The sequence below is a fragment of the Lutibacter sp. genome (genome assembly GCF_013041805.1).
Lineage (GTDB): Bacteria > Bacteroidota > Bacteroidia > Flavobacteriales > Flavobacteriaceae > Lutibacter.
The window spans coordinates 1-19,363 of record NZ_JABDRI010000106.1 but is presented as its reverse complement, the minus strand read 5'-3'; the positions used below and the strand labels follow the sequence as shown (position 1 = coordinate 19,363).

General features: G+C 29.8%; 21 protein-coding genes. 17 read left to right on the top strand and 4 right to left on the bottom strand.

Annotated features, from left to right (window positions below):
- Positions 1-71: 71 nt before the first annotated feature.
- Positions 72-944: a DMT family transporter gene (locus HKP59_RS12625; protein ID WP_291807547.1), complete on the top strand. Its 873-nt coding sequence runs from the start codon at positions 72-74 to the stop codon at positions 942-944.
- A 49-nt stretch (positions 945-993) separates the two neighbouring features.
- Here the strand turns inward: HKP59_RS12625 and HKP59_RS12620 are convergent, their stop codons facing one another.
- Positions 994-3,048, bottom strand: a complete 2,055-nt coding sequence (locus tag HKP59_RS12620; protein ID WP_291807545.1) for a pitrilysin family protein — start codon at positions 3,046-3,048, stop codon at positions 994-996.
- Between the two features lie 15 nt (positions 3,049-3,063).
- Entirely contained in the window at positions 3,064-4,386 is a 1,323-nt protein-coding gene (locus tag HKP59_RS12615) for a pitrilysin family protein (protein ID WP_291807542.1), read from the bottom strand.
- A gap of 315 nt (positions 4,387-4,701) precedes the next feature.
- Between HKP59_RS12615 and rplU the strand changes: the two genes are divergently transcribed.
- The 14 genes from rplU (at position 4,702) to HKP59_RS12545 (ending at position 16,880) form a co-directional block, all read left to right on the top strand.
- The gene (gene rplU / locus HKP59_RS12610; RefSeq protein WP_291807540.1) at positions 4,702-5,376 is read left to right on the top strand and encodes a 50S ribosomal protein L21; all 675 of its coding nucleotides are present in this window, start codon (positions 4,702-4,704) and stop codon (positions 5,374-5,376) included.
- Between the two features lie 34 nt (positions 5,377-5,410).
- Positions 5,411-5,671, top strand: coding sequence for a 50S ribosomal protein L27 (gene rpmA, locus HKP59_RS12605; RefSeq protein WP_291807537.1), 261 nt, complete (start codon positions 5,411-5,413; stop codon positions 5,669-5,671).
- An 86-nt stretch (positions 5,672-5,757) separates the two neighbouring features.
- Positions 5,758-7,008, top strand: coding sequence for a glycosyltransferase N-terminal domain-containing protein (locus HKP59_RS12600; protein WP_291807535.1), 1,251 nt, complete (start codon positions 5,758-5,760; stop codon positions 7,006-7,008).
- Entirely contained in the window at positions 6,989-7,621 is a 633-nt protein-coding gene (locus HKP59_RS12595; protein WP_291807532.1) for a Crp/Fnr family transcriptional regulator, read from the top strand. The genes HKP59_RS12600 and HKP59_RS12595 overlap by 20 nt, the downstream gene beginning before the upstream one ends.
- Before the next feature lie 69 nt (positions 7,622-7,690).
- Positions 7,691-8,248, top strand: coding sequence for a YeeE/YedE thiosulfate transporter family protein (locus tag HKP59_RS12590; protein ID WP_291807529.1), 558 nt, complete (start codon positions 7,691-7,693; stop codon positions 8,246-8,248).
- Between the two features lie 3 nt (positions 8,249-8,251).
- Entirely contained in the window at positions 8,252-8,665 is a 414-nt protein-coding gene (locus HKP59_RS12585) for a DUF6691 family protein (protein WP_291807527.1), read from the top strand.
- A gap of 40 nt (positions 8,666-8,705) precedes the next feature.
- Positions 8,706-9,338, top strand: a complete 633-nt coding sequence (locus HKP59_RS12580; protein WP_291807524.1) for a Crp/Fnr family transcriptional regulator — start codon at positions 8,706-8,708, stop codon at positions 9,336-9,338.
- The gene (moaA, locus tag HKP59_RS12575; RefSeq protein ID WP_291807522.1) at positions 9,338-10,324 is read left to right on the top strand and encodes a GTP 3',8-cyclase MoaA; all 987 of its coding nucleotides are present in this window, start codon (positions 9,338-9,340) and stop codon (positions 10,322-10,324) included. Before HKP59_RS12580 ends, moaA begins: the two co-directional genes overlap by 1 nt.
- Before the next feature lie 57 nt (positions 10,325-10,381).
- Positions 10,382-11,578: a molybdopterin molybdotransferase MoeA gene (locus tag HKP59_RS12570; protein WP_291807519.1), complete on the top strand. Its 1,197-nt coding sequence runs from the start codon at positions 10,382-10,384 to the stop codon at positions 11,576-11,578.
- A 39-nt stretch (positions 11,579-11,617) separates the two neighbouring features.
- On the top strand, positions 11,618-12,097 hold the full coding sequence (moaC, locus tag HKP59_RS12565) for a cyclic pyranopterin monophosphate synthase MoaC (protein ID WP_291807517.1): 480 nt from the start codon (positions 11,618-11,620) through the stop codon (positions 12,095-12,097).
- The gene (locus HKP59_RS12560; RefSeq protein WP_291807514.1) at positions 12,090-13,202 is read left to right on the top strand and encodes an NTP transferase domain-containing protein; all 1,113 of its coding nucleotides are present in this window, start codon (positions 12,090-12,092) and stop codon (positions 13,200-13,202) included. The genes moaC and HKP59_RS12560 overlap by 8 nt, the downstream gene beginning before the upstream one ends.
- Complete coding sequence (locus tag HKP59_RS12555) at positions 13,195-14,031, top strand: DUF1835 domain-containing protein (protein ID WP_291807511.1); 837 nt, start codon at positions 13,195-13,197, stop codon at positions 14,029-14,031. Before HKP59_RS12560 ends, HKP59_RS12555 begins: the two co-directional genes overlap by 8 nt.
- Complete coding sequence (locus HKP59_RS12550) at positions 14,031-15,110, top strand: HesA/MoeB/ThiF family protein (RefSeq protein ID WP_291807508.1); 1,080 nt, start codon at positions 14,031-14,033, stop codon at positions 15,108-15,110. The genes HKP59_RS12555 and HKP59_RS12550 overlap by 1 nt, the downstream gene beginning before the upstream one ends.
- Positions 15,111-16,880, top strand: coding sequence for a DNA mismatch repair protein MutS (locus HKP59_RS12545; RefSeq protein WP_291807505.1), 1,770 nt, complete (start codon positions 15,111-15,113; stop codon positions 16,878-16,880).
- Here the strand turns inward: HKP59_RS12545 and HKP59_RS12540 are convergent.
- The gene (locus tag HKP59_RS12540; protein ID WP_291807502.1) at positions 16,877-17,302 is read right to left on the bottom strand and encodes a molybdenum cofactor biosynthesis protein MoaE; all 426 of its coding nucleotides are present in this window, start codon (positions 17,300-17,302) and stop codon (positions 16,877-16,879) included. The genes HKP59_RS12545 and HKP59_RS12540 overlap by 4 nt on opposite strands.
- A 74-nt stretch (positions 17,303-17,376) precedes the next feature.
- On the opposite strand from HKP59_RS12540, the gene HKP59_RS12535 reads away from it, so the two are divergent.
- Positions 17,377-17,652 carry a DUF3817 domain-containing protein gene (locus HKP59_RS12535; protein WP_291807499.1) on the top strand — a complete coding sequence of 92 codons (276 nt, stop codon included), beginning with the start codon at positions 17,377-17,379 and terminating at the stop codon, positions 17,650-17,652.
- On the opposite strand, the gene moaD is transcribed toward HKP59_RS12535, so the two are convergent.
- Positions 17,649-17,891: a molybdopterin converting factor subunit 1 gene (gene moaD, locus HKP59_RS12530; RefSeq protein WP_291807496.1), complete on the bottom strand. Its 243-nt coding sequence runs from the start codon at positions 17,889-17,891 to the stop codon at positions 17,649-17,651. The two genes, HKP59_RS12535 and moaD, sit on opposite strands and share 4 nt — an antisense overlap.
- A gap of 154 nt (positions 17,892-18,045) precedes the next feature.
- On the opposite strand from moaD, the gene HKP59_RS12525 reads away from it, so the two are divergent.
- On the top strand, positions 18,046-19,363 hold a 1,318-nt coding region (locus HKP59_RS12525; RefSeq protein WP_291807493.1), incomplete at its 3' end, for a 4Fe-4S dicluster domain-containing protein.

The window sequence follows — 19,363 nt, the reverse complement described above, 5'->3', positions numbered from 1 at the left end:
GTAGCGAATTTATAAACTAATTATTTGAAATCCGAATAATTGTCCCATTTTTGTACTTTATTTTAAATTCTATGGAAAATAGAAAGCTACGCTGGGTATATTTAATAGTTCTTTCTTTAATTTGGGGGAGTTCATTTATTTTAATGAAAAAGGCCTTATTAGGTTTATCGCCAATACAAGTTGGCGCTTTAAGAATTATTATTACCGCTATTTTTTTGATGCTTATTGGGTTTAAGCGTTTATTAAAAATAAAAAAGCGGCATTGGTATTATTTAACTTTAAATGGTTTTGTTGGAACTTTTTTTCCTTCATTTTTATTTGCTTATGCCATTGAGAAAATAGATAGTTCTATTGCTTCAATACTAAATTCCTTAACACCTTTAAATACCTTAATTTTTGGAGCACTACTTTTTGGTTTTGGATTTAGAAAAAGGCAACTAATTGGAGTGTTAATTGGGTTAGTTGGAACTATACTTTTAATTTTAAAGGGAGCAGAAGTTAACCCTAATCAGGATTATTTCTACGCAAGTTTTATTTTGTTATCCTCTGTTGGTTATGCCTTAAATGTAAATATTTTGAAAAAATACCTACATGATTTAGATGCGTTAAGTATTACAGTTGGTAACTTCTTTTTGTTAATTGTTCCAACTTTAATTGTTTTATGGTTTACTGATTTTTTCCAAACCTTTGAAACAAATGATCAAAGTTTAAATGGACTATTGTATTTAACAATTTTAGCAGTAATTGGTACAGGAGTTGCAAAAATTATGTTTAATAGACTTATTCAAATTTCTAATCCAATATTTTCGTCTTCAGTAACATATTTAATTCCTATTGTTGCTATTTCTTGGGGTATTTTTGATGGGGAGAAAGTTACGTTGATGCAGTTTAGTTCTGGTTTTATTATTTTGTTTGGAGTGTATTTGGTGAATAGGTCAAAATAAAAACGCCCCAATTTCTTGAGGCGTTTTGTAAATAAATTTATTTTATTTTTTATTCAAAATCACTTTCTGAAACTCCTTCATTTACTTTCGCATCAATTAACTTAAATTCAACTTTTTGAGGTCCTAAACTTCCAATTTTTGTTCCTGGAAATTTAACACCATTAAATTCTTGATAATTACTGAAAGTAGCTTCTTGGTTTTGAGTTTGTCCGTTCATAGATACTACTTGAGCTTCTTTTACTTTTAGTCCAGTTTCAACATCAAAATATACAGACATACTTACTACTTCACCTTTTGATAAAATTACATAAGCATCTTTACCATCTAGAGGTTCTATACCAGTAAGCGTTGCAGATTCATCATTTAACATTCCAATTTCTACAAAAGTACCTATCGTTTTTTTCATATCATTTGCCATAGCAGGAGGCAACGGTTGTTTATTCATAAAAACACCATCGTTAGTCATCACTACTTTTGCAAGAACATTACCACCCATACTAGTTTCATTTGCATATTTGGTTGAAGTTCTTTTTTCTGTAGATTTAATTGTACTTCCCATAGCACTTGCCTCATAAGTCACTAAAGTACTTTCTAATGCTTTTAATTTTTCAGCGCCACCAATAGCATTTAAATAAGTATCAATTACAGTTTGTTTAGTAACACCAGCAGGAATAGGCTTTGTCATTTCTGGCTTATCAGTTGCGTTGGCCTCTTTATCAAAATAGTTGATTTTATAAGGCATCTTTTCTAAATTAGGTAAAACATCTAACGCTTTTCCTACAATAACTATTCTTGCATTATCAGCACTAAAGTATTTTTGAGCAACACGTTGAATATCATCAGAAGTTACGGCATTAATTTTTTCTAAATAAGTTTCGTAAAAGTCTTCTGATAAATTTTTAGTTGCTATATTTAAGGCATAATTAGCGGCTGTTGAAGTTCTTTCAAGCGCCATCACAAAGTTTCCTATATAAGCAGCTTTTGCATTCTTAAGTTCTTCATCACTTACTTTCGTATCTCTAAAAGTTTTGATTTCTTTAATAAATTCTACAACAGCACTATCTGTAACCATATTTCTTACACTAGCTGAAGATTTAAATTTAGAGGAAGTTCTCTCATTATTTCCTATACTAGAGTAGGCTCCATAGGTATAACCTTTATCTTCACGTAAGTTTAAGAAAAGTCTACCTTCACCACCACCACCAAATATTTTATTGGCTAATAATAACGGAAAATAATCTGGATTACTCATTTTTAAATCAACTGTATTAACTACAGCGATACTTGATTGAACTGCATTTGGCATATTCACAAAGTTGATTTCAGTTTCTGCAACATTCGTAACTTCTGGAATGGTATATGCAGGAACTGTTCCTTTCTCCCACTTATCAAAATTCTTTTTAACTAATTTTTTAACGTCTTTAAAATTTACATCACCAATAATTACTAAATACCCATTTGCAGGTTTGAAGTATGTTGCATAAAAGTTTTTAACATCATCAATGGTAACATTATTAGCAGTAGATTCGGAAGCAAATTCTCCATAAGGATGATTTTTACCATAGACTAACGCATTTTCAACCTTGCTTGCAATTTCACCTACACTATTTTCTCCAGATTTAATTCCTTCAATTAATTGTGTTTGTTGTTTTCCAAATTCTTCCTCTGTGAATAAAGGATTTTGAGTAGCATCAGCCATTAATTCTAATATTCTTGGAAAATATTTTGACAAAGTATTGAAACTTGCGCTTTGGCTACCAATATTAAGTGATGCTCCTAAAAAGTCTATTTCTTCAACAAATTCATCTTTAGGAATATTAGTTGTTCCATTACCCATCATACCACCAACAATACTAGTTAAACCCGCTTTGTCACCTTCAAAAATTGGCCCGTTATCTAAAATTAAACTCGCAGTAACTTTTGGTAATTTATGATTTTCTACAACTAACACTTTTAAACCATTTTTAAGCTCAAAAGTTTTTGGTTTTCCTAAATTTATTTTAGGTGCTGGACCTGCTTTAGGCTGTTTTGTTCTATCAATTTGTGCTGTTACTCCTAAAGAAAGAAGAAACAAAGCAATTAGAGTTGTTATTTTTGTTTTCATTTGTTTTTTCATCTTTTAATGTTGTTCACTTTCTTTTTTTAGATAATCCATTTCCACTCTATGACCTTTATTTAAATAAGTATTCGCAACACGTTTAATGTCCTCTCTTGTAATAGATCTGAAAATATTAATTTCATCATTAATTAAATTAGTATTTCCTTTTAACATATAATTTCTAGCCAATGTATTTGCAATATTTTGAACTCCTGAATTTGAATTTACAAATCTGTTTTCAAACGTATTTTGAAGTTTTTGGTATTCTTTTTCAGAAATTAACTCAGTTTGAAGTTTTGTTATTTCATCTTCCATTTCAGCAGCAATTTCATCTAATGATGTTTCTCCTAATGGCAATGCGCCCATAATGTATGTACCATAATCTTCTTGTGAATCATTAAAAGCTAAAACTTGTAGAGCTTTTTTATTTTCAACTAATCTTTTATACATTCTTGAACTTTTACCGCTAGTTAAAATTGAAGAAACCATATCTAATACATAAGCATCTTTATCTTTACTAGAAGGTGTTCTAAAAATAAATAGTTTTATTGGAATTTGAATATTAGAATCATACTCCGTTACTTTCACAGCTTCAACAGGTTCTTCAACAATATGAACTCTTTCAATTTTTTCACCTGAAGGGATATCACCAAAATAATCTTTAATCATCTTTTTAGTTGCTTCAGTTTCAAAATCCCCAGCAACTACTAAAACAGCATTGTTAGGTGCATAGAATTTTTTATGAAAATTTATAAACTCAACTAATTGTGCAGCATCTAAATCTTCCATACTACCAATAACTGAATTTTTATATGGATGTTTATTAAAGATATGTTGATTGATTCCAGTTCTGTAGATAATTTTTCCATAAGGAGCATTATCAATTCTTGCTCTTTTCTCTTCTTTAACAACTTCATTTTGTGTATCAACACCATCTTGATTAATTACAGGGTGTAACATTCTTTCAGATTCTAACCATAATCCTAAAGCCAAATTGTTAGATGGGAACGTTTCATAATAATAGGTGCGATCTTGAGTAGTATTCGCATTATTAGAACCTCCATTAGCAGAAACTATTTTAAAAAATTCTCCTTTTGGAATATTTTCAGTTCCTTCAAATAATAAATGTTCAAAAAAGTGTGCAAACCCAGTTCTACCTTCAACTTCATCTTTTGCACCTACATGGTACATTACAGATGTCGTTACGACTGGTGCTGAGTTATCTTGATGTAAGATTACATGTAATCCGTTGCTTAAGTCATATTCCTCAAATGCAACCTGTTGAGCACTAAGGTTGACACTTAAAAGAAGTCCTAAAAGGCTTAAGAAATAAATTTTTTTCATAGGTAGTGTTTAAGTTTTAATTAATATTAATACGTATTTGACGCAATTTTTATTTTTTGTTACAATTTTGTAATGAATTCTTTATAAAATAATTCCAAAGAAAAATTGAGTTCCAAATTTAAAATTATTTATTAAAATATTCAGGATAGGATTAAAAATTAACCAAAAATTATGATACTTTGTTTTAATTGACTTACTCTTAGTGATTTATTAGCATAAAATTAGTTTTGTACTAAAAGAAAAAAGATATATATTTGCACCCGCCTTAATTGAAAAGGTAAATTAGTTATTAACAAAGCGAATAAAACTATACGTATGTATGCAATTGTAGAGATAGCAGGGCAGCAGTTTAAAGTAGCGAAAGACCAAAAGGTTTATGTACACCGCTTACAAGAAGAAGAAGGAGCAAAAGTTTCTTTTAGTAAAGTTCTTCTTTTAGACAGTGAAGGTACAGTAACCGTTGGCGCCCCAGCTATAGAAGGAGCCGAAGTAACGGCCAAAATTTTAGGTCACCTAAAAGGTGATAAAGTAATCGTTTTTAAAAAGAAACGAAGAAAAGGATATAAGAAGAAAAATGGTCATCGCCAATTTTTAACAGAAATCCAAATTGAGAGTATTGCAGCAAGTGGTGCTAAGAAAAAAGTAGCAGCGAAAAAAGCAGCTCCAAAAAAGGAAAAAGTTGTAAAACAAACTAAAGTTGCAACAAAAGAAGCTCCTGCTAAAAAAGTAGCTAAAGCAGATGATCTAAAAAAGATTGAAGGAGTAGGACCAAAAGCTGCAGAAGCTATGATTAATGCTGGTTTAGATACTTTTGCTAAAGTTGCAAAAGCTGATTCTAAGAAAATAGCAGAAATTTTAACAGAAGCTAGCTCAAGATTAGCACATTTAGTAACTGATACTTGGCCAAAACAGGCTGGTTTAGCTGCTGAAGGTAAGTGGGATGAATTAAAAGAATTACAAGATAGATTAGACGGAGGCGTTGAAAAATAAATCTGTAAAGTTTAACTTATAAAAACTTAATAAAATGGCACATAAAAAAGGAGTAGGTAGTTCGAAGAATGGTAGAGAATCAGAATCGAAACGACTAGGAGTAAAAATATTTGGTGGACAAGCTGCAATTGCAGGTAACATTATTATTCGTCAAAGAGGAACTTCACATCATCCAGGTGATAACGTGTATATGGGAAAAGATCACACATTACATGCAAAAGTTGATGGTGTTGTAAAATTCCAAAAGAAAAAAGATAATAGATCTTATGTTTCTATTGAGCCATTTGAAGCTTAAGAAACAGATGTTTATAAAATTTAAAACTCCCAAACTTATAAGTTTGGGAGTTTTTTTATGTGCATATTTTGTAACTTTGCATATTTATGAATTTATTGTATAACATTCTAGTTTCAATTGTTGGATTTCTATTAAAAGGGATTGCTCTATTCAATAAAAAAATAAAACTTTTTGTTGATGGGAGAAAGCAAACTTTTGAAAATATAGCTAGTGTTATTGCTGAAAAGGATAAAGTAATTTGGTTTCATTGCGCTTCGCTTGGAGAGTTTGAGCAAGGACGCCCAATATTAGAAAGTCTAAAAGAGCAATATCCAATCCATAAAATTGTGTTAACCTTTTTTTCACCTTCAGGATATGAAATTAGAAAAAATTATAAATTAGCCGATATAGTTTGTTATTTACCGCTAGACACTAAATTAAATGCTCGTAAATTTTTAGATTGTACGCATCCGGAATTAGTGTTTTTTGTAAAATACGAATTTTGGCCAAATATACTAAATGAATTAAAGAGGCGATCTATTAAAACATTTTTGATTTCTGGAATATTTAGGGGAAATCAGGCATTTTTTAAATGGTATGGTGGTTGGATAAGAAAAGCTTTAAATGCATTTGAACATTTTTTTGTTCAGGATGAAAATTCAAAATTATTATTACATTCTATTAATTTTAAAAATGTTACAGTCAGTGGTGATACTCGTTTTGATAGAGTTTATGAAATTACAAAACAAGATAACCAGCTTTCTTTTATAGAAGAATTTAAGAATAATAGATATACCCTAGTTGCTGGCAGTACTTGGAAAGAAGATGAGGAGTTATTAGTTGATTATATAAATAATAACGCTTCTGAAAATGAAAAATTTATAATTGCGCCACATAATATTAAAAAAGAAGATATTCAGAAACTAAAAAGTTCTTTCAACAAAAGGGTAGTTTTATTTTCTGAAAAAGACCAAAAGGAATTACAAAAGTATCAAGTTTTTATAATTGACACGGTTGGAATTCTTAGTAAGATTTACAGTTATGCCACTATTGCATATGTTGGAGGAGGCTTTACTAAATCTGGGGTTCATAATACCTTAGAGCCTGCTACTTTTGGAATCCCAATAGTAATTGGACCTAATTATTATAAGTTTAATGAAGTTGTAGATTTAGTTAAAATTGAAGCATGCTTTTCAATTGATAAGTCTAAAAAATTATCCGTACTTTTAGAAAAATTATTTCAGTTGAAAAAATTCAGAAATAGGGCAGGTGAAAATGCGTTAAAATATGTAATTGATAAAACTGGAGCTACTACTAAAATATTATATTATTTAAAAAATGAGAGAAAAATTAGATAACTACTTTTCATTTGTGTTCGAGAAAGAACTACTAGATGAAATTGAACAAGTTGGCACTTATAAAAAACTTCGAGAAAATGAACTTTTGGTCGACTTAGGTGATAAAATGAAAGGCGTACCTTTATTATTAGACGGAGCTATTAAAATTGTTAGAGAAGATAAAAAAGGTGAAGAAATATTGTTATATTTTTTAGAAAGAGGTGATACCTGTGCAAGTTCTTTTGCAAGTGCAATTACAAATGGAAAGTGTGGTATAAGAGCCATCGCAGAAAAAGATTCTGAAATTATTTTTCTGCCTACAGAGAAACTAGATGATTGGCTAGTTAAGTATAAAACTTGGAGAAATTTTGTTATTGATAGTTATAATGTACGTCTAAATGAAATGATGGAGACTATTGATACATTAGCCTTTATGAGAATGGACGAGCGTTTATACAAGTATTTAACTGATAAGGCTCAAATAATGAGAGAAACATCACTCAACACAACACATCAAGAGATTGCTTATGATTTACATACCTCAAGAGTAGTAATTTCTAGATTGTTGAAGCAACTTGAAAACGAGGGGAAAATAACGCTGCATAGGAATAAAATTGAAATTCTAGAATTTTAAGAAGTGTAACATTTGTTACTAAGCAGCATAATTTATATGATATTTTTGAAAAACTAACTAAAAAAAATTATGGAATTTATAACTCAACCTTGGGCTTGGTATGTTGCCGGACCCGTTATTGCTTTAATCATGTTTTTACTATTTTATTTTGGTGAACGATTTGGGATGTCATCAAACTTAGAGACCTTTTGTTCTATAGGAGGTGCAGGTAAGTTTGTAGATTATTTTAAAATAGATTGGAAACAAAACAAATGGAATTTAATTTTTGTTGCTGGCTCAATAGTAGGAGGTTTTATTGCTTCTTATTGGTTGTCGCCAAGTGATGCTGTTATGTTAAATCCACAAACAGTTCAAGATTTGGCCGATATTGGAATTGCCAATGCGGGACAAACGTATTTGCCTGATGAAATTTTTAGTATAGATACAATGCTTTCAATTAAAGGCTTTTTTATACTATTAATAGCCGGTATTATGGTTGGGTTTGGAGCCCGTTGGGCAGGAGGTTGCACATCTGGCCATGCAATTGTAGGCTTAAGTAACTTAGAGCTTCCTTCACTAATTTCTGTTATTGGATTTTTTATAGGAGGTTTAGTAATGACCTGGTTAATTTTACCACTAATTTTTTAAGACATGAAATATATAAAGTTTTTTATAATAGGTATCCTTTTTGGAATCGTAATGAGTAAAGCAGAAATTATTTCGTGGTATAGAATATACGAAATGTTTAAATTTCAATCTTTCCATATGTATGGTATCATTGGCTCAGCAGTTATGTTAGGAATGATTAGTATGTTTTTCTTTAGAAAAAAATTGGTTAAAACATTTGAAGGGAATGAAATACATGTGAAGCCAAAAAAATTAGGAATGTATAGAAATCTTCTTGGTGGTATATTATTTGGACTAGGTTGGGCTTTAGCTGGAGCTTGTCCAGGGCCAATGTTTGTTTTAGTAGGAAAGGGCGTAGTTTCTATATTGGTTGTTATTTTTGGAGCAACTTTAGGAGCGTTTCTTTATGGTTTATCTAAAGACAAAATTCCTCATTAGAATTTACGTTATATAATCATAACTAGCAAAGTTCAGGTTGATGAAATTACATGAAATTGTTAAGGCTAATTTTTCTGATTTATTTGAACAAGATTTATTACAAGAAATATGTAATAATGGAATACTAAAATATGCCGAACCTGAAAAAATAATTTTAGAAATTAGAAGAGATATTAAGTTTATACCTTTAATAGTCTCAGGAATTGTAAAAGTAATGCATAGAGATGGTAGAGGAAACGGGATATTCTTGCATTATTTACTTGAAAACCAATCTAGTGCAATTGCAATCTCATATGCTTTAGAAGGGGAAAAAAGTGAAATTAGACTGGAGGCACAAAGTAATATTACTTACATTGCAATACCATCCAAAGTTGTAGATTCGTGGTTTTTAAAATTTAAATCTTGGAGAAATTTTTATTTTAAATTAAATAGGCAACAAACTTCTTTTTTAATCGGAACAATTCAGGATATTGCTTTTACAAGTTTGGAAGAAAGGTTGCTCAAATATTTAGAACACACGAGTTTAATTACAAATACCAATAAAATAAGCAGGAAACATTTTGATATTGCACGCGATTTAAAAGTCTCAAGAGAAGCAGTATCTAGAACCTTGAAAAAACTAGAGAAAGAAGAAATAATTTCTTTAGGAAGAAATAAAATAACACTCAATTAATGGAGTTAAGAGATAAATTTGGCAGAAAAATATCATATTTACGATTAGCAGTAACTGATCGATGTAATTTACGTTGCCAATATTGCATGCCTGCTCATGGTATAGATATAGTAGATAGAAAAGAATTGCTTTCATATAAAGAAATGTATAGAATTACGCGAGTTCTCTCAGAATTAGGCGTGAATAAAGTTCGTCTAACTGGTGGTGAGCCGTTTGTAAGAAAAGACTTTATTTCTTTTTTAGAATCACTTTCTTTTAATGATAAATTAGATGAAATTAACATAACAACAAATGGAGCGTTAATTTCTAATCATATTGATAAATTAGAAGAGTTAAACATCAATGCAATTAATTTAAGTATTGATAGTTTACAAAGAGATCGATTTGCAAAAATTACGCGTAGAGATGTTTTTCTAGGTGTGTATGATACGCTTGAAAAGTTAGAAAAAAGTAACTTAAAATTAAAACTAAATGTTGTAGTTCAATCGGGCTTTAATACCGATGAAATTATTGATTTTATTGAGCTTTCAAAAACAAAAGATATTGCTGTTCGTTTCATTGAAGAAATGCCTTTTAACGGAAAAGGCCAACGAGAAATGAAAGAAGAATGGAATTTCAAGAAGATAATTAATCTTGTAAACGAACATTATTCAATAGTAGAAACTCTTAAAGATAAAAAATCCTCAACCTCAAGAAACTTTAAAATACCAAACTACAAAGGAACTTTTGGCATTATACCAGCATTTACACGTACTATTTGTAACGACTGTAATAGAATTAGAATTACTGCTACAGGAATGTTTAAAAACTGTTTATTTGATGGTGGTGTTTTTAATGTTAGAGATTTTATGAGAAACGGAGCAAGTGATGATGAATTAAAACAATTATTTATTTCTACAGTTCATAAAAAACCAGAAAATGGTTTTATTGCTGAGGCAGCTCGAGGTAATGATGTGTCGGAAAGTATGTCTACAATTGGCGGATAATTTAAATTATAACAAATAACACATTTCTTATTTTCATAGGAATTTTTTAATTAAAATATGAGTTTAACTACAGCACAAGAAGCGTTAAAAATTATATTAGATACTTCAGAGGATTTCGGTACTGAAGAAGTAAAATTTTTAAAATCATTAGGAAGAACTTTAAAAGAAGATATTTTAGCCGATCGTGATTTCCCACCATTTAACCGTATAAGTATGGATGGAATTGCAATTTCATCTGAGGCGTTTAATAAAGGACAACGATCATTTAAAATTGAAGGAGTTCAAGCGGCTGGAAGTAAGCAACTAACAATGCAAAACCCAGCGAATTGTATTGAAGCTATGACAGGTGCAGTATTACCTAAAAATACAGACATAGTTATTCAATATGAATTATTAGATATTAAAGACGGAGTTGCAACAGTTAATTTAGAAGCTATCAAAAGCAGTCAAAATGTTCATTTAAAAGGTTTAGACAGAAAAAAAGGAGACATTTTAATTCCTAAAAACACTTTAATATCACCCGCTGAAATTGGTGTATTTGCTACTGTGGGAAAAATGACTGTAAAAGTTGCAAAACAGCCAAAAGTTATGATAATTTCTACAGGAAATGAACTGGTAGGAGTTTGCGATACACCTGAAGAACATCAAATAAGAAGAAGTAACGTTTACACCTTAGTTTCTTTGTTAGAAAAATTAAATATTCATGCAGAAACTGCCCATATAACTGACGATAAAGAGTTGCTTTTAACTAAAATAAACTCTTTTTTAAATGATTTTGATGTATTATTATTTAGTGGAGCTGTGTCAAAAGGTAAATTTGATTTTATACCTGAGGTGTTAGATGAGTTAGGTGTTGATAAATTATTTCACAGAGTAAAACAGCGTCCCGGAAAACCATTTTGGTTTGGAAAAAAAGACCATAAAACCATTTTTGCATTTCCAGGAAACCCAGTATCTACTTTTGCTAGTTGTTTAAAATATTTTTACCCTTGGTATTATAAATCGGTTGGTATAAATTATGAAAATAAGAACCAAGCAATTTTAGCCGAAGATTACTTTTTTAAACCAGACTTAACGTATTTTTTACAAGTTAAAGTAACTAAAGAAGACGGTAAAGTATTTGCAACTCCTATTACTGGAAGAGGTTCGGCAGATTTAGCAAACTTAGTTGATTCTGATGCTTTTTTGGAATTGCCAGATGATAGAAGTAATTTTACCAAAGGAGAAGTATTTCCTTTAATAACATATAGATAAAAGTTTGTCATTTTGAATTTGACTCAGAATCTAGCACATATGGAAAATGAATTCACACATATAGGAGAAAAAAACACACCAAAAATGGTAAACGTTGGTGATAAAAAAATCACAAAGCGAAAAGCTACAGCAAAAGCTGCTATGTTTTTGGGTGCTGAAATTATTTCTCATTTTCAAAATAAGGAATTAATAACCAAGAAAGGACCTGTTTTTCAAACAGCAATTATTGCTGGTATTCAGGCGGTTAAAAAAACATCAGAGTTAATTCCAATGTGTCACCCTTTATTAATTAATGGAGTTGATATTGACATTGAAATTATAGATAATGAACATATAGAAATTTTTTGTACCGTTTCAATTGAAGGGAAAACAGGTGTTGAAATGGAAGCACTCACTGGTGCAAATGTTGCAGCATTAACAGTATATGATATGTGTAAATCTATCTCTCAAAAAATGGTAATTAAGGAAGTGAAATTGGTTGAGAAATCTGGAGGAAAAAGCGATATTAAAAATGGGTAAACATCAAAAACATGCAAAATTAAAGTTAAGAGATAATGATAATTTTGCTCCGAATGAAATTGCTTTTGTTGGTACAAAATGTGATGTAATTTCAAATTTGGTAAATGAAGTTTCTAAGAACTTAACTACTTATAAATTGGCTTATTTTGATGCGTCGCATTCAAAAGATGTTCTATTAAATACTGTTGAAACTTTTACATTTCATTCAAAAGGTACTTTAAATGGTTCTTTGAATAGTTCTGTAAATAAATTCAATCAACGTGTTCAGTTTTCACAATACGATTATGTTTTTATCAACGGAAATCATTACCAAGGAGCGAAGCAAATTTTGGTTTTAGATAAAGATAAAGAAGCTTCAGTTTTAAAAAGATTAGATCAATTGAACCATATACAATTCGTTATAAAATTAACGGAGGATGTTGAGTTTTTTGATTTTTTGGAAGAAAAGAATCCTCAAATTAAAAATTTACACTGTTATCATATCCATGAAACTGATAAAATTTCTCAGCATATTGAAAATTTAATCAAAGAAAAAATTGCACCAATTCAAGGTTTAGTATTAGCTGGAGGTAAAAGTACCAGAATGGGAACAGATAAAGGTACGCTGAATTTTTACGGTAAAAATCAGCGTGATGTTGCCATCGAGTTACTAGAGAAAAATCATTTAAAAACATTTTTATCAGTCAGAGAAGATCAAGAAATTGGAATTGAGAATAAAATTACGGATAAGTTTGTTGGTCTTGGACCTTTTGGAGCAATTTGCTCAGCGTTTCAAGAAAATCCAGATGTTGCTTGGTTGGTAATTGCAACAGATTTACCTTTTGTAAATGATGAGATTATTCAATTGCTATTAAAGCATAGAAATCCGTCAAAAGCTGCCACTTCTATTAAAGGAATTGATAAGCAATTTCCTGAACCATTAGTGACTATTTGGGAGCCTAAAAGTTATACGTTACTGTTAAATTATTTGGCGCAAGGTTATTCCTGCCCACGAAAAGTATTGATAAATTCTGATGTTGAAATTATTGAAGTAGACGATAATTTTATAAGAAATATTAATACTCCTGAAGAATTTAAAGCCGCTCATAAAGAAATAAATGAGTAAAACAATTCACGTTTTAAATGGTGATAGTACTGCTCAAGTTTTAGAAAAATCTAAAATAGAGGGAGACGTTATTATTTGGCGAGAAATGTTGTGTGAAGGCCCTGTTCATAAAAGTGTTGGAAGTGATGAATTTTGGATTAATAGATATTCTTTTTTTGAGGAAGAGCTCAGAATTAGTCGGTTAGAATATTATGATACAACTATCAAAGAAATTGTAAAACTCGAAGATTTATCTGGTTACGAAGAGGTTGTTTTATGGTTTGAATATGATTTGTTTTGCCAAGTGAATTTAATGGCATTATGTACTTACTTATTAGCTAACTATGTAAAAAAAGCAAATTATTATTTAATTTGCACAGGGGAAGTGAAAGGTAAAAACAAGCTTCAATCTTTAACTGATTTTAAACCTTCAGGATTCGAAACTCTTTATGAAACAAAAATAGCTTTAAGTAAAACTAACTTAGAATTTGCAAAAGAAAGTTGGGAGTTGTATGTGGAAAACGACTTCAAAAAATTAGATGAATTTAACTTCAATAAAAGTGCTAAATTCAAGTATTTACAGGCAGCGATTAATCAACATTTGTTATTGTTTCCATCTAAAAATGGGCTGAATCAAATTTCAACTAAAATTTTTGAAATTTTAAAATCTAATGCCCTTTCTAAAGAAGAAATTATAAATACTCTATTAATTTGGCAACAAAAGGAAACCGTTTATGGATTTGGAGATGTACAGTATAATCTGTACATTAATAAGTTAAAAAAGTACTTTACTATTGATGATAATAAGTACTATTTAAATGAAAAAGGTTTAGCTAAAATAAATCAATAATGGACTTTAGTAAAGAGGAATATTTTCAACGTCAAACAGTTTTATCTGAAATAGGAGAAGTAGGTCAAGGTTTATTGCAAAAAGCCAAAGTATTAGTTATTGGCTGTGGTGGTTTAGGAAGCCCAATTGCAATTTACTTGGCTACAAGCGGTATTGGAGAGCTTCATTTGGTTGATTTTGATACTGTTTCTATATCAAATTTACACCGTCAAGTTTTTTTTAAAGTTGAAGACATAAAGCAGCCAAAAGCGGCAGTGCTAGCTAATGAAATAAAAAAAAGAGCGCCTTTTACAAAAGTTTCATTTACCAATGAGGCGGTCAGCAAAAATTCTATTTTGGACTTAATTTCAAACTATGATGTTGTTGTTGACGGAACAGATAATTTACAAATTAAGTATTTAATAAATGATGCTTGTGTGATTTCTAAAAAGCCATTAGTATATGGTTCGTTATACAAATTTGATGGATATGTGGCTACATTTAATGTGTTAAATGGCGAAGGTGATTTTACATGTAATTTACGTGATGCATTTCCTATAATTGCTACAGATATTCCTAATTGTGAAGAAGCAGGAACTTTAAACCCGATTGTTGGGATTATTGCTTTATTGCAAGTAAATGAAGTGGTTAAATTACTTACTAAAACAGGGAAGCTATTAACAAATCAATTGTTAATTTATAATGTGCTAGAAAATTCACAATTTAAATTAAAATTAAAGAAAAATAATGCGTTAAATATTTCTGACATATTTGCAGAATCAGATTATTTAGAAACTTTTTGTTCAACTCAAGAAGCAGATTTAACAATTTCAATTACTGACTTTAAGAAAAAAATGTTAGATGAAAAAGTTGAAATCATTAGTGTTTTAAATCATAAGGATTCTAAACTTCCTTTTAAAGTTCATCAAAAAATGCCTTATAAAACTTTTAATATAGATGAATTTATTCCAAATTTTGATAAGTATTATGTTATTGTTTGTAAAAAAGGAATTACAAGCTATGATGTAACAGTTAAATTAAAAACAAAATATCCTAGTCTAAGTATTTTTAGCCTAAATGAAGGTATTGACAATTATTAAATGCAAAATCTAGAAGAATTTTATAGCACTCAGAAATCATTTTTTGAGCAAGAATTAAAAACATTAAAAAAGCAATTAGCTATTTCTAGTTCATTACGTCTCTTTATTTTTTTAAGTGCAATTTTTGGTGTTTATTTCTTTTTCGGAACAATTAAAATTGTGATTTTTATAGTTGTTTTATGGATAGTTTCATTTATATTTTTAATAAAAAGGCATGTTAATTTGCAATACAAAAGTAATCTTAACAAAGCGTTAATTGAAATAAACAAAACAGAAATAAAAGTTTTAAATAGAGATTATTTTTCGTTCAATGCAGGAAATGAATTTATTGAACCAACACATGCTTTTAGTTATGATATTGATTTGTTTGGAAAAGGGTCTTTTTTTCAATATTGTAATAGAACAGCTACAAATGAAGGCAAACAGGAGTTTGTTAAAAGATTAACAAATAATGATATTTCATATATTGTTGAAAGACAAAATGCAATTAAAGAATTAAGTCAAAAACCAAAATGGAGACAACAGTTTTCAGCTCTTGCTAGTTTGGTAAAAGTTGAACATCCGGCTGATGAAATTATTAATTGGATTCATAATTATAAATCTGTTTTTCCAAAATTTATAGCTTTTTTGCCAACAGTATTTTCAACTATTTCTGTTGCATTAATTGTACTTGTTGGTATGAATAGTATTGCAGAACAAGTTTTATTAATTTGGTTTTTTCTTGGGTTAGGAATTTCAGGAGTATATCACAAGAAAGTAAATGAATTATACACGGATTCAAGTAATGCAAAAGATACGTTTAAGCAGTATCATAAATTATTGAATGAAATTGAGTCGACTACCTTTTCTTCACTAATTTTAAAGGAAAAACAGCAAGAAATACAAACAGTGTCTCAAAAAGCCTCTACTATATTTGCTAAATTCTCTAAAGCATTAGATGCTTTTGATCAGCGTAATAATTTAATAGTTGCTGTTTTTGGAAATGCTTTTTTGCTGCGAGATTTACAGCAAGTTTACAATGTGGAAAAATGGATAGGTGCGTATAAAGGAAAAGTAGAAAATTGGTTTAAAGTTATTGCTTTTTTTGATGCTCAAAATTCTTTAGCAAACTTTGCATACAACCACCCAAGTTATGTTTATCCTGAGATTCATAAAAATAAACAAGTAATTACTTCAAAAAATTTGGGACATCCGTTATTAAAAGAATCACAAAGAGTTGATAATAATTTTTCAATTGAGAATCATCAATTTTTTATAATTACGGGCGCAAACATGGCTGGGAAAAGTACTTTTTTAAGAACTGTTTCGCTTGCCATTGTTATGGGAAATATAGGTTTGCCAGTTTGTGCATCAGTATTCAAATACACTCCAATAAAATTAATTACAAGTATGCGTACTTCTGATTCTTTAGCTGATAATGAATCGTATTTCTTTTCTGAATTAAAACGATTAAAATTTATAGTTGATCAAATTAAAACGAAGGAATATTTTATCATTTTAGATGAAATTCTAAAAGGCACAAATAGTACAGATAAAGCTATTGGATCTAAAAAGTTTGTTCAAAAGTTAGTAAATTCAAAATCTACTGGAATTATAGCTACCCACGATTTAAGTTTATGTGAAATTGAAAATGAATTGAATGAAGTTAAAAACTACTATTTTGATGCTGAAATTATAAACGACGAATTAAATTTTGACTACCAATTAAAAAACGGTATTTGTAAAAATATGAACGCTTCTTTTTTATTAAAAAAAATGAAAATTATTTAAGGATGTGAATTTACCCAAACTTCACCATCTTCAAAATGTTCTTTTTTCCAAATAGGAACCGTTTCTTTTAAAGTATCAATAGCAAATTCGCAAGCTTCAAAAGAGGCTTTTCTATGTGCTGATGAAACTGCAATAATTACTGGAATTTCACCAATTTTTAATTTTCCAACAGCATGATGTATAGCAATTTTATAAATTGGAAATTTTTGTAAAGCTTTATCAGCAATTTTTTGCATCTCTTTCACTGCCATCGTCTCATACCCACTAAAATCTAATAAAGTAACAGTTCTGTTTTCGGTAGCATTTCTAACAGTACCAATAAATGTTACAATTCCACCACAAGATTCATCTTCAACAAAACTAGTGCAGTCTTGTAAATCTAATTTTTCTGAGGTTACTTTTATAGATGTTTTTTGATCCATTTTTTAACTATTATTTGGCAAATTTAACAAATCTAAAGGCTATTTTCGCAAAATATTTAATTTAAGTAAATCAAATGAAAAAGGCATTTAGAATAGTTAGTTTGTTAGAAGGGATTTCTTTTATATTGTTATTATTTATCGCAACTCCTTTAAAATATTATGCACAGAACGATGTTTTTGTAAAAATGCTTGGAATGCCACATGGAATATTATTTTTAATTTATATAACATTTGCACTTCTTTTAAAATTCGAATTAAAATGGAATTCTAAAACCTTTTGGCTCGTTATAATTGCATCTGTAATTCCTTTTGGAACATTTTACATTGATCAAAAATATTTAAAAAATTAACCTCCACTTACAGGAGGGATAATTGCAACTACATCACCATCATTTAGTATTAAATCGTCATGTGCATACTCCTCGTTTACCGCAATGGCGAATTCTTTGATATTGCTCAAGTTGGGATATAAATTTGTTATCTCCTTTTTTAGGTTTTTAACAGTTGATTTTTGATTAATAGTGTAACTTACTTTAGATTTTCCCACAAAATCTGAAGTAATACCAAAAAATAAAATATTAATATTCATTATTATGTATTAATTTGGCGTAAAAGTAATATATTTAACAATAAAAATGATATTTTATTTAGAATTACTCTAAATAATATGTTATGTAATCTTAATCACAAAATGCATATTCCCAATAACTAAATTTGTTTAATTCAAAATTTTATAAATTAATATGAAGTATGGTTTTATAATTGACAATCGAAAGTGTATAGGTTGTCATGCTTGTACTACAGCTTGTAAGTCGGAACACGATGTTGCTGTAGGAGTTAACAGAACTTATGTTAAACAAGTAGAAAAAGGAGAGTTTCCTGATACGCGAAGAATTTTTTCCGTCATGCGATGTAATCATTGTACTGATGCACCTTGTGTTGAAATTTGTCCTGTAGAGGCTTTATATACTCGTGAGGATGGTATTGTAGATTTTGATAATAACCGTTGTATTGGTTGTAAGTCTTGTATGCAAGCTTGTCCATATGATGCGTTGTATATTGATCCCGATACTAGCACCGCAGCAAAATGTAACTATTGCGCGCACAGAGTAGATGTAGGTAGAGAGCCGGCGTGTGTTTCTGTGTGTCCTGAGCATGCAATTATTGCTGGTGATATGGAGAATCCTAGAACTGAAATTTCACAGTTATTGGCTCGTCAGGCAGTGAAGGTTCGTAAACCTGAAAAAGGTACAAATCCGAACTTATTTTATATAGATGGAGATGATTCTTCATTAATTCCTGAAGCTACAGATAAATCTGGACCAAGTTTGTGGAATTCTCAAGCTCGCGGAGTTGGGCATTTTGCAAAAGCAGCTGAAAAAATGATGCATACAAATGATGATGTTGATTTGTTACAAATGACAATAGATAATGATATTCAAGCGGCTTATCAAAAATCAGAAAGTAAAAATCCAAATTATATTGACGTATTATCCGGGAAAGCTCGAAGAGTTTATGATACACCAGATAAAGGAATTTTATGGGGATGGGAAGTTTCTGCTTATGTATTTACAAAAGCAATTGCCGCAGGAGCATTTTTAATTCCGTTTTTAGCAATTATGTTAGGTTATGAAGTTTCTTTAACTGCTAAATTATGGTCAGCTGGAATTTCATTATCATTTTTAGGATTAACAGGATTATTCTTAGTAATGGATTTAGATAGACCAGATCGTTTTTTAAACGTTTTATTCCGTCCACAATGGAATTCTTGGTTAGTTAAAGGTGGTTACACAATTACTGTTTTTGGACTGTTAGTTACAGTTTGGGGAGCAATGACATTCTTCGAAATTAAAGCTGGAGAAACTATTTTATTATGGGTAACTGCTGGTTTCGCAATATTATTAGCTATTTATACAGCATTTTTATTCGCTCAAGCAAAAGGACGTGACTTTTGGCAAAGCCCAACATTACCATTACATATGTTAGTGCATAGTGTAATGGCAGGTGTTTCAATTTTTATTATTGCTGCTCTAATATTTGGAAACGAAGATTGGATGAGTA